General features: G+C 72.0%; 13 protein-coding genes. 5 read left to right on the forward strand and 8 right to left on the reverse strand.

Translation table 11 applies throughout. From position 1 onward, the window contains the following. The first annotated feature begins 221 nt into the window (after window positions 1-221). Together AB0F70_RS09150 and AB0F70_RS09155 are read left to right on the forward strand one after the other, a co-directional pair. Window positions 222-932 (forward strand): DUF4230 domain-containing protein, encoded by a 711-nt coding sequence (locus tag AB0F70_RS09150; protein WP_357446490.1) that lies wholly within the window; start codon window positions 222-224, stop codon window positions 930-932. Window positions 933-995: 63 nt separating this feature from the next. Continuing rightward, complete coding sequence (locus AB0F70_RS09155; RefSeq protein WP_357446493.1) at window positions 996-1,985, forward strand: hypothetical protein; 990 nt, start codon at window positions 996-998, stop codon at window positions 1,983-1,985. A 92-nt stretch (window positions 1,986-2,077) separates the two neighbouring features. On the opposite strand, the gene AB0F70_RS09160 is transcribed toward AB0F70_RS09155, so the two are convergent. Both AB0F70_RS09160 and AB0F70_RS09165 read right to left on the reverse strand, forming a co-directional pair. Then, window positions 2,078-4,039 carry a glycoside hydrolase family 48 protein gene (locus tag AB0F70_RS09160; RefSeq protein WP_357446496.1) on the reverse strand — a complete coding sequence of 654 codons (1,962 nt, stop codon included), beginning with the start codon at window positions 4,037-4,039 and terminating at the stop codon, window positions 2,078-2,080. Between the two features lie 133 nt (window positions 4,040-4,172). Next, a complete protein-coding gene (locus tag AB0F70_RS09165; RefSeq protein WP_357446499.1) occupies window positions 4,173-4,853 on the reverse strand; it encodes a TetR family transcriptional regulator in 681 nt (226 codons plus the stop codon). A gap of 68 nt (window positions 4,854-4,921) precedes the next feature. Between AB0F70_RS09165 and AB0F70_RS09170 the strand changes: the two genes are divergently transcribed. After that, window positions 4,922-6,097 carry an FAD-dependent oxidoreductase gene (locus tag AB0F70_RS09170; RefSeq protein WP_357446502.1) on the forward strand — a complete coding sequence of 392 codons (1,176 nt, stop codon included), beginning with the start codon at window positions 4,922-4,924 and terminating at the stop codon, window positions 6,095-6,097. Window positions 6,098-6,114: 17 nt separating this feature from the next. Here AB0F70_RS09170 and AB0F70_RS09175 read toward each other — a convergent pair whose 3' ends face one another. From AB0F70_RS09175 to AB0F70_RS09185, 3 genes are read right to left on the reverse strand one after another with little or no spacing between them, the layout of a single operon-like run. Beyond that, window positions 6,115-6,846, reverse strand: a complete 732-nt coding sequence (locus tag AB0F70_RS09175) for a hypothetical protein (protein WP_357446505.1) — start codon at window positions 6,844-6,846, stop codon at window positions 6,115-6,117. Beyond that, window positions 6,843-7,631: an ABC transporter permease gene (locus AB0F70_RS09180; RefSeq protein WP_357446507.1), complete on the reverse strand. Its 789-nt coding sequence runs from the start codon at window positions 7,629-7,631 to the stop codon at window positions 6,843-6,845. Before AB0F70_RS09180 ends, AB0F70_RS09175 begins: the two co-directional genes overlap by 4 nt. Further along, window positions 7,628-8,377 carry an ATP-binding cassette domain-containing protein gene (locus AB0F70_RS09185; protein ID WP_357446510.1) on the reverse strand — a complete coding sequence of 250 codons (750 nt, stop codon included), beginning with the start codon at window positions 8,375-8,377 and terminating at the stop codon, window positions 7,628-7,630. Before AB0F70_RS09185 ends, AB0F70_RS09180 begins: the two co-directional genes overlap by 4 nt. A gap of 132 nt (window positions 8,378-8,509) precedes the next feature. Here AB0F70_RS09185 and AB0F70_RS09190 point away from each other — a divergent pair, with 132 nt between their 5' ends. Both AB0F70_RS09190 and AB0F70_RS09195 read left to right on the forward strand, forming a co-directional pair. Next, a complete protein-coding gene (locus tag AB0F70_RS09190) occupies window positions 8,510-9,373 on the forward strand; it encodes a histidine kinase (RefSeq protein WP_357446513.1) in 864 nt (287 codons plus the stop codon). Then, complete coding sequence (locus AB0F70_RS09195; RefSeq protein WP_357446516.1) at window positions 9,370-10,074, forward strand: response regulator transcription factor; 705 nt, start codon at window positions 9,370-9,372, stop codon at window positions 10,072-10,074. The genes AB0F70_RS09190 and AB0F70_RS09195 overlap by 4 nt, the downstream gene beginning before the upstream one ends. Before the next feature lie 58 nt (window positions 10,075-10,132). Here the strand turns inward: AB0F70_RS09195 and AB0F70_RS09200 are convergent, their stop codons facing one another. From AB0F70_RS09200 to AB0F70_RS09210, 3 genes are all read right to left on the reverse strand, one after another. After that, window positions 10,133-11,056 (reverse strand): COX15/CtaA family protein, encoded by a 924-nt coding sequence (locus AB0F70_RS09200; protein WP_357446519.1) that lies wholly within the window; start codon window positions 11,054-11,056, stop codon window positions 10,133-10,135. Between the two features lie 181 nt (window positions 11,057-11,237). Next, window positions 11,238-12,440 carry a S8 family peptidase gene (locus tag AB0F70_RS09205; RefSeq protein ID WP_357447037.1) on the reverse strand — a complete coding sequence of 401 codons (1,203 nt, stop codon included), beginning with the start codon at window positions 12,438-12,440 and terminating at the stop codon, window positions 11,238-11,240. Between the two features lie 223 nt (window positions 12,441-12,663). Further along, on the reverse strand, window positions 12,664-13,890 hold the full coding sequence (locus AB0F70_RS09210; protein WP_357446522.1) for a S8 family peptidase: 1,227 nt from the start codon (window positions 13,888-13,890) through the stop codon (window positions 12,664-12,666). Window positions 13,891-14,016: the final 126 nt, after the last annotated feature.

The following is a 14,016-nucleotide window of genomic DNA, read 5'->3' on the forward strand; positions in this document are numbered from 1 at the left end:
GACCTCTCCAGCGTAGGCGCGCCCCGGCGTCGCCCACGAGAAGACGTCCTCCGGGCCGACCGACCGATCTCGAGGCAACCGACCGAAGTCGTCGGCGTGGCCGAGCGACCGGCCGATCTCCCGCCCACGCAGCGAGTGTCAGTGGGTGCCGCTAGCGTGTGACTCCACGAGATATTCGGACATATCTCCCTAAGGGGGCGGTTGCGTTGACTGGCACCGGGATGACTGGCACCGACGCCGACACCAAGCCCGCGCGACGCCGCATGCCCTCCTGGCTCGCCGGCGTCTTCGGGTTCCTCGTGGGCCTCGCGCTGGCCGCGGCGGCGGTCTTCGGCGTGCTGTCGGCACTGCGCGACGACTTCCGCGACGCGTTCTGGCGGGTGCTCGTGGAAGGGCTGAACCCGTTCACGACGAGCGAGGTCGACCGTTCCGAGCGTCCCGTCCTGCTCAGCATGAAGGACCTCGCGCGGTTCGTGGCGGGCGAGGCGCAGTACGAGGTCCTCGTCGACCTGGAGCGCGACGTCAAGTACGTGCCCGGCTGGGTCGCGGGGGAGCGCACCGTGCTCGTGGTGAACGGCTCGGTCGAGGCGTACGTGGACTTCGCCGGCCTCACCGAGGAAGCCATAGAGATCTCGGACGACGGCACGACGGTATCGGTCACGCTCCCCGAGCCGGAGCTCGCCGAGCCGCGTATCGATCTCGACACCAGCCGCGCCCTGACGGAGGACCGTGGCCTGGTCGACCGGGTGGGTGACTTCTTCGATACCGACACCGACGCGCGCCAGGAGGCGCTCGCCGCGGCGCAGGATCAGATAGCGGCCGCGTCCGAGGAGTCCGACCTGGACGAACGCGCCCGGGCGAACACGGTGAAGACCCTTGAGGTGATGTTGTCCGCGTCCGGTTTCGACCAGGTAGTGGTCGAGTTCCGGTAAGTCCGGGAGGTCGCGTACCGGGACTGTCATAACGACGTCACCGGGCTGCGCTATTCTCCCCGCGTGACCAGCGAACCCGACATGCTTCCCAACGTATCGTCCCTTCCGGCGTGGCTCGTTCCGTCCGTCTACCTCAACTGGTCCGAGGACTGGCTGGGCGAGGCGGTCGCCATCGCGAGCCGTAGCCACGAGCACCGTCTGCCTGGCGGCGCGGACGGCCCGCAGCGCGGCGACGTCGTCGTCACCGTCGTGGGCTCCGAGCCGGGCATCGTTGCCGCGGTCGAGCTCATGGGCGCCAGCCAGGGCGAGGACTGGGTCAGCGACGAGGTGTTCGGCCCGGACAAGCCCGTCGTCTGGGACGACCTCTTCAACGGCGCCGCGGCCTACGCGCGGTCGTCCGGCTGGCTGCCCCAGGAGCACGCCCGCCTGGTGCTCGACGGCATCGCCCACCAGTACAAGCACGGCGCCACCGGCACGCTCGACGCCGGCAACTGCGAGACCGACGAGCTGTCGCCGAACCTGCACGTCCTGCGCCTGCTCGGGCACAAGCAGGTGGCGGGCACCGACCTGCGCCGCGAGGAGCGCTGCGCCTCGTGCGAGCGGTTCGTCGACGTCATGCAGCTGCACCCGCACGACGACGGCGCCCACCTCGGCGAGACCGGCGAGCGCCCCCTCGCGGAGCTCATCGAGCAGACCTTCCTGCTGTGCGAGCCGTGCCACGCGCTGCTGCACCCGCACGCGGTGCTGTCGCAGCGTGCGCGGATGCGTCCGTCGTGCCCGTCGTGCGGTCAGCGCGGCGCCACCAAGCGCATCGTGTGGGGCCAGGCGATCCACGACAACATGAAGCTCGAGCCGGACGTCGTGTACGGCGGCTTCGACACCCCGGTGCCGACGCCCGACTGGTACTGCCCCGAGTGCTACGCGAACTTCTCGTCGGGTGCCGTGGCGCAGCGCGCGCTGGGCGACCTGCCCGAGGCCGCGCCGGTGCCCGTCTCCGTCGGCGCCGTCGGCACGCCCCCCAACGGTGAGGACCTCTGGGTCCCGGAGGTCTGACACTGCCCCGTCTCCGTCCACCCGACGTAGACACGTAAACATCTGGCGAGGTAGTCACTCGGCTCGCGCTGAGTGACTACCTCGCCAGAGGTCTATCGCCGTCGGGATAATCGGGCGCCTGCGCCCAGGAGGCGGTCGTACTCCGCCATGGCCGTCGCGACGGCGGTCTGGGCCCAGAACCGGTGGTACGTGAACTGCGGGACGTCGCCGCCGTCCAGGTACTCCTGCACCTCGGGGAACATCGGGTCGTCCTGGTAGAACGACCGGATGTCCAGGAACGAGACGCCGGACGAGACCTGGTCGCCGTTCGGGTTGATGCCCGTCCAGCCGCCCGGCACGTAGACGCCGTTGCCGCCGGGCTGGTACTCGTCGTCGAACCGCGCGAAGTCGGCACGGGACTCGACGGTTCCGACGCCCTTCTTGTCGCTGTTCTGCTCCCACATGGCGTCGAGCAGCGCCTTGGCGGTGTCGGCCGCCTGCTGGTCGCCCGAGGCCGCGGCGTAGTAGATGAGCGCGCGGGCGAGAGCCCCGGCGACGCCGACGTCCTGCCCATGGGACGTGACCTCGACGTGCAGGCCCGTGTTGGCCGCGGGGTCGGCCGGGTTCCACGTGTCCGGGGCGCCGCTCCACGAGAGCTCGGACGGCACCTGCCACGAGTCGGCGGTCACGGTGATCTCGTCGAGCACCCAGAGCACCCACTTGTCGAGGACGGACCGCGCGCGCTCGTCACCCGTCTGGTGGTACAGCTGCGCGATCCGCTCGACACCCCGCGCCTGCATGCCGAACCACTGGTTCGACGGCGGGTCGTGGTTGACCGGCGCCTCGTCGTACACCATCTCGTAGAACGTCGGCGTGCCCGCAGGGTGCGAGCCGTAGGCCCCGTCCACGCTGTTGGTGGCGCCGCCCGCGATACCGCCCTCGGCGGACTGCAGCCACCGGAAGAACTCGAGCTGCCGGTCCATGCTGGTCGACCAGTCGTCCTGGGCGCTGGGGGAGGCGGGCACGAGGTCGGCGTCGGTGGACAGGGCATAGGCCGCGAGCGGGTTCTGGTAGCCGAAGTGCGCGTGCGATGAGCCGATGCGCCACGCCCACGGTCCGCTCGTGTCCAGGGCGCCGCCCCACGCGTAGTACCAGGACAGCAGGAAGTGCGCCGAGCTGCGTCCTGAGCCCGCCGCGCAGCCTGTCGACTCGCCGCCGATCTCCTTGAAGTACTTGTCGAACAGGGAGTAGCGCAGGTAGTCGCCCAGCTTGGACGCCTTGGTCACGGTGGCGGAGATCTTGCCGCCCGCGCCCTGCTCGTTCGCGAACTGCTTGGCCCAGTACACGGCCTCGACGGCGCGGGCGTCGGCGTCCGGTGCGCTCGTGTACTTCCACTGGCGGGCGTAGCTCGCGTCGCCCGTGAACAGGTCCAGGTAGCCGTTGGGCCCGCCGTAGGAGAAGTCGTCGATGGCAGGCTGCGGGATGGTCTCCCAGACCGACTCCTGCAGGCCGCGCTGGAACGTGTTGATGTACGACGTGCCCTCGTAGTCCGGGCCCAGCAGCTCGGAGGAGCCGGGGGCCGCGCCGAACCCGTACACGTTGTCGACGTCGGCCAGCCAGTGCATGCCGTAGATCTCGCTGGTGCCATAGGTCTCACGGAGCTCCGCGCCGATCGGGTCCTGGCCGACGGAGACGCCCGAGTCGAGCCGCGCGGGGTAGGCGCTCGGGTGGTTGTGCTCCGGGGCGTACGTGGCGGGCGACGCCGGGTTGTACGCGCCGTTGGTCGGCTGGTTCTCCGTGGTTGGGATCATGTACGCCTCGAGCGTGTCCCAGGCGTTGTTGAAGGGGTCCCAGTCGCCGGTGATCTGGCCGTACGAGGCCTCCAGCCAGAGCCAGAAGCTGTACGCCTCCGACGTCGTCTCGTGGCCGTAGTCGGGGGCCTCCACCAGGAGGGTCTCGGCCGAGTGGTAGGGGATGCCCTGCGCGGAGAAGTAGCCGTTGGCGGGGTCGTGCATCTTCTCGTACATCGCCAGGAACCGGTCGGCGTACTCCCCGGTCGTCGCACGGGGGTTCATGGCGTGGCCTCCGATGCGTGCGTCGCCGAAACGGCGCCCGCGGCGTGAGCGCTCCTCCGACGGTCGTCGCGCCGGTCGGTGCGGGCAACGGACTTAACCGATTCACACCGGCGGCCAGGTGCGTGGGCCGGGTTCAGCCGACGGCGCCAGGGGCGTCGCGGTCGGCCTCGTCCGGGGCGGTCGTGGCCAGCACGCCGGCGACTATCGCGCGGGCCAGGTCGCGCGCCGTCGGCCCGGTCTGGCCGCCCGGGCCGCCTGCGTCACCTGGGCCGCCCGCGCCGCCCGGGCCGGTGACGAGCGTGAACAGCGCGCCGCCGTAGAGCGCGACGAGCAGGGGTACCGCCCGGGCGGGCAGGTCGAGACCGAGCTGTGCGTGCTCGTCGCCGGTGAAGCCGGCGGCCCCGCCGGCGAGCCGGGCCAGCGCGGCCGTGAGTGCCGGGCGACGCCGGGACTCGAGCAGCAGCTCGAAGACCGCCAGGTACCGGTCGCGGTGCGCCGAGGCAGCGACCTCCAGCGACATGCCGATCAGCTCGGCGAGTTCCGGTGTCGGCCCGCCAGGGGCATGCCGGGCGGCCTGCTCGACGGCTGCGGCGTCGGCCTGGGCCATCTCGGCCAGATGGAGCTCCACTATCCGCTCTGCCGCCGCGACCAGCAGCTCCTCGCGGTTGCGGAAGTAGTTGGAGGCGGTCCCGGCGGGCAGGCCGGCAGCCCGCTCGGCGGATCTGTGGGTGAGCCCGTGCACACCGTCCGACGCGAGCAGTGTGATGGCGGCGTCGGTGAGGCTGTGGCGTCGAGCGGGGTTGGAACGAGGCACTGTCCGAGTATGGCACCATGAGTACTACTACGAGCGTAGTGGTAAAGGTGATCGGCCGAGGAGGCCTCATGTCCAAGAGCGCAATCGTCGTCGGAGCGGGAATCGCAGGGCTCACGACAGCCAACGCGCTGCTGCGCTGCGGATGGGACGTCCAGGTGCTGGAGCGTTCGTCCGAGCCGCGCACCACCGGCGCGGGCATCGTCCTGCTCGCCAACGGGTTGCGCGGCCTGGACGCCGCAGGAGTCGGCGACGCGGTGCGCGCAGTCGGTGAGCGGACCTATCCCGGCACGCTCAGGGACGGCGCGGGACGCACGCTGGTGCACGTCTCGCCGGAGCAGATCGCCGCGCGGTTCGGCACCGTGGCCATCGCGTTCCACCGGCCGAGCCTGCAGGAGGCGCTGCTCGGCGGGCTCGGCGACCTGGCCGTCACCTACGGCGCGTCCGCCGTCGCGGTCGACCCGGGCGACACCGCTCGGCCCGCGACGGTCACCCTCGAGGACGGCTCCACCCTGAGCGCGGACCTCGTGGTCGCGGCCGACGGCGTCCGGTCGCGCCTGCGGGCGGCGATCGCTCCCGACGCCGCGGAGCCCGTCTACGTCGGGTCGACCACATGGCTCGCGGTGCTCGACAACCCAGGGGTCACCGAGATGTCCCAGACCTGGGGTCCGGGTGGTGAGTTCGGCCTGATCACGCTCGGCGACGGGCGGCTGTACTGGTACGGGACCCAGGTCGGCCCGGTGGGCCGGCCGACGAGCGACCCCGCCGTCGACCTGGCCGCCGCCCGCGCCGTATTCGCCGACTGGCACGACCCCATCCCCGAGGTCCTGGCCGCAACGCGGCCCGAGCAGGTGCAGCAGCTTGATCTCTACGGGTTCCCCAAGCCGATCCCGCGCATGGCCGGCGGCCGGGTAGCACTGGTGGGCGACGCCGCGCACGCCATGCCGCCGAACGTGGGCCAGGGCGGAGGTCAGGGCATCGAGGACGCGGTGGTGCTCGCGGCGTCCGTCTCGGGCGCGGACTCCGTCGTCGAGGGCCTCGCTCACTACGACCGGGTGCGCCGGCCGCGGACCGCTGGCGTGCTGCGCTCCGCGTGGGCGAGCGCGCGGTTCGGCGAGCAGCTGGGCAACCCGGCGCTCGTCGGGCTGCGCAACGCGGCGCTCAGTGTCGTCCCGGCGCGGCTGATGCTCGACGGCATGGCGCGGTTCGCGAGCTGGACGCCGCCGGCGCTGCCCACGGTTCGCTGAGTCGGGACGGAGCATGATCACGGGTCACGCCGGACGAACAGCACGGCCGCGATCCCGCCGACCAGCGCGATCCATGCGAGCATGACGAGCGTTCCCGTTGCGGCGGTCAGCACCGCGTCGGTCGGGTCGTAGAGCTCCCTGGCGGCCCGGTCGGGCAGCCAGCGGGCATGCCGGGTGAGCCCTGCGAGCAGCGGCGAGACGATGAGCACAAGGCTGAGCGTCCCGACGAGCGCGGGGATCAGGCTCCGGACCAGCAGGGCGACCGCATGAGCGAGCAGCCCTACCACCACCAGGTAGCCGGCGGCGCCGACGACCGGCTGCCCTGCGACGTCCTCGGCCGGGGGCGCGTCGAGCAGCCGCCCGGTGAGCGCGGTAGCGGCCACTACCCCGCCCACCGCCGCCGAGGCCGCGAGCGCCAGACAGAGGAGCGTCGCGATGCTCTTCCCGGCGAGCAGCAGGCCGCGCCGGGGGACTGCGGTGAGAGTAGTGCGGAGCTGGCCGCCGTCGTGCTCGTGGGACATCGGGAGGACGCCGAGCAGGATCAGCCCGATCTGCAGGAACGGGACGGCCTGAGCCGTGACCGCGGCGGCGGAGGCGGGCAGGCCGTGGTCGACGAGCTGCGCGGTGAGGGCGGCGGCGACCAGCGCCCCGATCACCGCGGTGCCGACCGTCGTCATGACCGCGACGGGCAGCGTGCGGAGCTTGCCGAGCTCGGCGACGGCGATGTGAGCGAGGCGCTTCCCGGTCATGCGTCCCGCCGGGAGAAGACGATGCCGGCCACTGCAAGCAGGGCGAACGTCCAGGCGCCCATCACGAGTGCGCCGGGCCCTGCGTCCAGTCCGCCGTCGACAGTGGGCAACCCGACGAAGAGGCGTCTGCCGGCCAGGTCGGGCAGCCAGTGGGCGAGCGGGGTGACATGGGTCAGCAGGAGCGAGAACGAGACGACCGAGCTGTTCGCGATGAGGACGACGAGCGGGATGATGCCGCTGCGGGCGAGCGTGGTGATCGCGAGAGCGATCAGTCCGGTGAGCGCCCAGTAGAGGGTGGCGCCGACGGACCGGACCAGCGCGTCGTCGAGGCCGACGGTCTCCGGTGGGCCGGAGCCGATGACGAGGCGGGCGACGCCGATACAGGCCGGGATGGTGGCAGCGGCGGTCAGCCCGACGAACAGCACCACTGTCAGGGCCTTCGCGGCGAGCAGGACGGCCCGCCGCGGGCTCGCGGCCAGGGTGGCGGTGACCTGGCGCCCGCCCCCGGCGTCGGTGCTGTTCGCGGCGTACTCGCTGCTCATCACGACGACGCCGAGCACCACCGCGCCGACGGTGCCGAGCGGGACCGCCGCATACGCGGTCTCGAACGCGGAGAAGAAGCCCTGGGACTCTTGCGCACCGGAGTCGAGCGCCGTGCGGGCCGCGACGGCGTTGAGCACCGTGACCCCGGCCGATCCGAACAGCGTCACGGCGACCGCGACCCAGCTCGCGGGCAGTGTGCCGGCTTTGCGCAGCTCCGCGGTGAACGTGTTCCAGAAGCTCATCGGGCTGCCCCCTGCTCACGGCCGGGCTCACGACCTGGCTCAAGACCGGGCTCACGACCCGTGAGTGCGAAGAACGCGTCCTCCAGGCTCGCGTACCCCGCGGTCACCTCGTCCAGCGTCCCCGCGGCGGCGATACGTCCGCCGGAGACCACGACGAGGTCGTCCGCGATCCCGGCCACCTCGCTCATGAGGTGGCTGGACAGCAGCACGGTCCCTCCGCCGTCGGCGTGCCCGCGCAGCAGGCCACGGATCCAGCGGATGCCCTCGGGGTCCAGACCGTTGACCGGCTCGTCGAGCACGAGCGCCTCGGGCCGGCCCAACAACGCAGCGGCCAGCCCCAGCCGCTGGCCCATGCCGAGCGAGTACCGCCCGACGCGGACCCGTCCGGCGTCCGCGAGCCCTACCTGTTCCAGGACCTCGCCGATACGGCGGCGCGGGATCCCGTTGCTCCGCGCGACCCAGGCCAGATGGTCCCGCGCGGTCCGCGACCGGTGCGCACCGGACCCGTCGAGCATCGACCCGACGGTGCGCAGCGGATCTCGCAGGCTCCGGTACGGGCGCCCACCGACCAGGGCGCGACCGCCGTCCGCCCGGTCCAGGCCCAGCAGGATGCGGAGCGTCGAGGACTTGCCGGCCCCGTTCGGGCCGAGGAACGCGGTCACCCGCCCCGGCCGGGCCTCGAAGCCGATCCGGTCCAGGACGGTACGGGACCCGTGGCGCTTGACGAGCTGTTCGATCAGAAGCATGCACCCATCCCAGCCGCCCGGACCCACCCCGTCATCGGACCCAGGGCAGGACTTCGAGCCGGTCGGTCAGACCGTGGTCCGTCGGACCCAGGGCCGATGTGCGGCACGGGACGGAAACCTAGACTCGGCCGGGTGGAACCGACTGCTCGACCCGTGCTGCGCTCGCGGGTGTGGCTCACCGCGGCCCTCGTCCTCGCGGCTGTCGTCCTCGTGCTGGCGACCGTAGGCGTCGAGGAGCCAGTCGCCGTGGTGACCTCGGTGCTGCTCTCCGGCGTCATCGCGTTCGTCGTGCTGATCTGGGCGCTGCTCCGCTCCGGACAGCAGCGCAGCGCCTACGAGGAGGACCTCACTGCGTGGGCCGCCGAACGCGCCGCGCAGGCAGAACGCCTCCGCATCGCCCGCGATCTGCACGACCTCGCCTCCCACGGGCTCGGCCTCATCACCGTGCGCGCAGCGGCCGCCCGCACCCTGGACGGCGCGTCGGGCGACGCGGAACGTGCCCGGGCGCTCGCGGACATCGAACGAGCTGGTCGTGCGGCCACCACCGAGCTGCGCCGCATGCTGGGGGTGCTGCGGACGCCGGGCGGTGAGGCCGTGCCGCTCAGGCCCGCCGAGACCCTGGCGGACCTGAGCGGGATCGTCGAGGCGGCCCGGGTCGGCGGCGTCACCGCCGACCTGGCTGTCGCGGACCTCGGCGACGTGTCGGCCGGGGTGCAGCTGACTGTGTGCGCGATCGTCCGCGAGTCGCTCGCCAACACCGCCCGACATGCGGGACCTGCCGGTGCGCGTGTCGAGGTGCGACGCGACGGCGAAGCGGTGACGGTGACCGTCGAGGACGACGGCCCGGTGCCCGGCTGGCAGCCGCACCCCGGTGCCGGACAGGGCCTCACGGGCCTGCGCGAGCGGGTCGCCACCCTCGGCGGCACGCTGCGCGCGGACGCGGTAGGGCCCGGGTTCCGGGTCAGCGCGCGGCTGCCGGACGAGGTGAGCCGTTGACCGCCCCGGTCGGCGTGCTCGTCGTGGACGACCAGCCACTCATCCGGCACAGCCTGCGGATCGTCATCGACGGTGCGCCGGGCCTCAGTGTCGTGGGCGAGGCCGGCACCGGGGAAGGCGCCGTCCGGCACGCCGGGCTGCTGCGGCCCGACGTCGTGCTCATGGACATCCGGATGCCCGACGGCGACGGCATCGAGGCGACCCGGAGCATCGTCGAGGACCCGGCCCTCGGGCTGACCCGGGTGCTCGTGCTCAGCATGTTCGAGCTCGACGAGTACGTGCACGCCGCCCTCCGAGCCGGCGCCAGCGGGTTTCTCCTCAAGGATGCGGAGCCCGCCCGCCTCGTCGACGCGGTAAGGCGCACGCACTCCGGTGAGTCGCTGTTCGCGCCGAGCATCCTCACCCGCCTCGTCGCGCACTACGTCGACCGAGGTGCGCCGCGTGACGCCTCGACGGAGCCCCGGGCAGGACGTGGGCCGGGCACGCTCACCGATCGCGAGAGGGAGGTGCTGACGCAGGTGGGTCGCGGACTCTCGAACGATGAGATCGCGCGAACGCTCACGATCTCGATGGGGACCGTCAAGTCCCACATCGGCAGCCTGCTCGCCAAGCTCCATGCCCGGGACCGGGCGCAGCTGGTCATCGCGGCGTACGAGCAGGGCTTGGTCGGGGCCCGTACGGAACGGAGCACGGGGGAGTAGGCCTACGAGCGGACAGGTCCACGGCCAGGCTGGTCGCACCAGCGACCACCGGCAGGGTTCACCGCACCCGCGTGGTGAGCACGACCCGGGTCGTACCGGCGATCAGCACCGCCGCGCCGATCATGTGCAGCCCGACCAGCAGCTCGGGCAGGTCGGTGAAGTACTGCACGTACCCGATGAGACCCTGCGCCAGCGTGATCCCGAGCAGGATGAGGGCGGCCCGCCGCACCGCCGTCGGCCCGCCGCGCACGGACACCAGGTAGGCGACCAGGACCACCAGGAACGCCCACACCGCTGCGGCGTGCCACCTGGTCAGCAGCGCCGGGTCGATGGTGATGCGGTAACCCACCTCGGCGTCGCCGCTGTGCGGGCCGGCGCCCGTGGTGAGGACGCCGAGCACGACGACGACGGCGGTCAGCCCGGCCAGCGTCCAGGCCAGGGCGCGCACGCGCGGCCCGACCACCAGGGTCGGGGCGCTGTCGCCCTCGCCGTGCCGGTGCAGCACGTACAGCGACGCGGCCACGAGCCCGGCCGAGACGCCGAAGTGCAGCGACACCCAGCCGGGGTGCAGGTGCAGGAGCACCACGACGCCACCGATCACGGCCTGCATCAGCACGCCCACTATCGGCACCAGGCCGAGCACGCGGTAGGACGCGGAACGCTTGAGGTCCGTGCAGACCGCGACCGCGAGCAGCACCGCGATGATCCCCAGCACGCCCGTCAGCGTGCGGTTCCCGAACTCGATGTACGGGTGCAGGGTCGTGGCCTCGTGGAACTGCGGGGTGAAGGATCCGGGCTCGCACTGCGGCCACGTGGAGCAGCCCAGGCCCGACTCGGTCAGGCGCACGGCGCCGCCCGTGCCGATGATGGCGATCTGGCCCACCAGGTTCGCGAGGAGGATCGCGCGGGTCCAGTGGCGGAAGCGGTCGACGCGGCCGGAGAGCGCGGCGAACCAGGAGGTGGGGGCGGCGGTTGCGGTCACCCCCCAACGCTAGCGGCCGACGACTGCGCCGCCTCCCGCGCGGGTCCCGGAATCGCTGTGATCCTGAGCCGACGAGCTGTCAGGAACACCACAGCCGTCCACATGGCGCGCACGGACGCGTCAGGCGCCCCGGTCACCTGAGTGATCGGGGCGCCTGACGTCTACGGGGCCGGCTGGATCGTCAGAGACCGGTGACGTTCAGCAGCCGGTTGGGCGAACCGGTGCCCGGGTTGGTCACGACGCCCGTCACGGCGGCGTTGTTCAGCGTCGTGCCGACCTGGGCCGGCGTGGCGCCGGGGTTGGCGCTGAGCACGAGGGCCGCGGCGCCCGCGACGTGCGGCGTGGCCATCGAGGTCCCGCTGATGGTGTTGGTGGCGGTGGTGCTGTTGTACCAGGCCGACGTGATGTCGGAGCCCGGCGCGAAGATGTCCACGCAGGTGCCGATGTTCGAGTACGAGGCACGGGCGTCCGTCCTCGTGGTGGCACCGACCGTGATCGCCGCCGGGGTGGAGGCGGGCGAACGGGTGCAGGCGTTGGTGGCGGTCTCGTTGCCTGCGGCGACCGCGTAGGTGACGCCGTCCGCGATCGACCTGGCGACGGCGTCGTTCAGGGCCTGCGAGAACCCGCCGCCGAGCGACATGTTGGCCACGGCCGGCTGGCCGGCGGCGTGGTCGGCGGTCACCCAGTCGATGCCCGCGATGACGCCTGCGGTGGTGCCGCCGCCGCTGCAGTCGAGCACGCGGACCGCGACGAGCGTGACGTTCTTGGCCACACCGTAGGACGTTCCGCCCACGGTGCCCGCGACGTGCGTGCCGTGGCCCTGGCAGTCGGTGGCGTTGTTGTCGTTGCTCACGGTGTCCCTGCCGTGGATCGCGCGGCCGCCGAAGTCCTGGTGGGTGGTCAGGATGCCGGTGTCGATGATGTACGCCTTCACCCCGGCGCCCGTGCTCGTGTAGGTGTACGAGTTGTTGAGCGGCAGCGCCCGCTGGTCGATGCGGTCCAGGCCCCAGGAGGGCACGGGCGTCTGCGTGGCGGTCGCCGTCACGACCTGGTTCTGCTCGACGTACGCGACCGACGGGTCGGCCTCGAGCTGCTTGGCGTCCGCCGCGGACATCGTCGCCGAGAACCCGCGCACGGCGTTGCTGTACGAGCGGTTCACCTTGCCGCCGTACTCCTGCACGAGGCTGCTGGCCGCGCTCCTGACCTGCGTCCTGGCGACGTCGTTGTTGAGCACGACGATGTACGAGTCCTCGACCGCGGCGCCGGCGACCGGCGCGGACGCCAGCTCCAGTGGTGTCGACGCCATCGCCGCTGCGGCCGGTGCCGCTGCGAGGACGATTGCGATGCCGGTGCCGACGATCAGCCGACGGCGGTTGCTGTGCATGGTCACGTTGCCCCCCTGGGGTATGTAGGTGAGGTGACCCTAAATCGGCAATTTCATCCCGCATACCTCACAAAAAGGTCATACTCTTCATATATGGGGGCTTGGGTGGGTCTTTACTCGAACCGGACCGGGCGGCTGTGCGGCAGCGGACGGGGGCCGCGCCGGACCCTCAGGTCGCCTTCAGCGGCCTGAGGGTCCGGCACGTGCGGTGCGCGGGCGGCCCTCAGAGACCGCTGACGTTCAGCAGCAGGTTGGGCGAGCCGGTGCCGGGGTCGGTGACGAGGTCCTGCAGGGCCGCACCCGTCAGGGCGGCGCCGACCTCGGCGGGCGTGGCGGCGGGGTTGCCACCCAGCACGAGGGCCGCGGCGCCCGCGACGTGCGGCGTGGCCATCGAGGTGCCGCTGATGGTGCTGGTGGCGGTCGGGCTGGTGTACCAGGCCGACGTGATGTCGGTGCCGGGCGCGAAGATGTCGACGCAGGTGCCGATGTTCGAGTAGACGGCGCGGGCGTCGTTGTCCTCGGCGGCACCCACGGTGAGGGCCTCCGGGGTGGAGCCCGGCGAGCCGTCGCAGGCGTCGGCCCCGCCGTCGTTGCCCGCGGCGAGGGCGAACGTGACGCCGTCCGCGACGGCCGCGGACACCGCGTCGTTCACCGCCTGCGAGAAGCCGCCGCCGAGCGACATGTTGGCTACCGCCGGCTCGCCGGCGGCGTGGTCGGCGGTGACCCAGTCGATGCCGGCGATGACGCCGTCGAAGCTGCCCGAGCCGCCGCAGTCGAGCACGCGGACCGCCACGAGCGAGACGTCCTTGGCGACGCCGTACTCCGTGCCGCCGACGGTGCCGGCCACGTGCGTGCCGTGTCCGGCGCAGTCGGTGGCGTCGTCGTCGCCGTCCACCGTGTCGATGCCGCTCACGGCGCGGCCACCGAAGTCCTCGTGGGTCGTCAGGATGCCCGTGTCGACGATGTACGCGGTCACGCCCGTGCCGGAGCTGCCGTAGGTGTACGAGTCGTCGAGCGGGAGCGCCGCCTGGTCGATGCGGTCAAGGCCCCAGGAGGGGACCGGCGACTGCGTGTCGGTCGCCGTCATCACGCGGTTCTGCTCCACGTACGCGACGGACGGGTCGGCCTCGAGCTTCTTTGCCTGGCCGGGCGACATCGACGCGGAGAAGCCGCGCACCGCGTTCGTGTACGAGTGGCGGACCTCGCCGCCGTACTTCTTCACGAGCCCGCTGGCCGTGCTCCGGACCTCGGCCTTGGCGACGTCGCCGTCCTTCAGCACGACGATGTACGAGTCCTCGATCAGCGCGCCCGCGACGGGCGCCGGTGCCGCGTCGATTGATGTGGCGGGTGTCGACGACGCCATTGCCGCGGCTGCCGGGGCTACCGCGAGTGCGAGCGCGATGCCCGCACCGGCGATCAGCCGACGGCGGTTGTTGTGGGTGGAAGTCACGTTGCCTCCTGGGGAGCGTAGGTGAAATGGACCCTAAAGGCGCAAATTTCACCCGCCAACCCCACGAAGTGGTCATACCTTCGGCGTATGGGCCTCGGGTAGGTATTTACCCGGACAGGGCAGACC

This window comes from Promicromonospora sp. NPDC023805 (assembly GCF_040639635.1).
GTDB lineage: Bacteria > Actinomycetota > Actinomycetes > Actinomycetales > Cellulomonadaceae > Promicromonospora.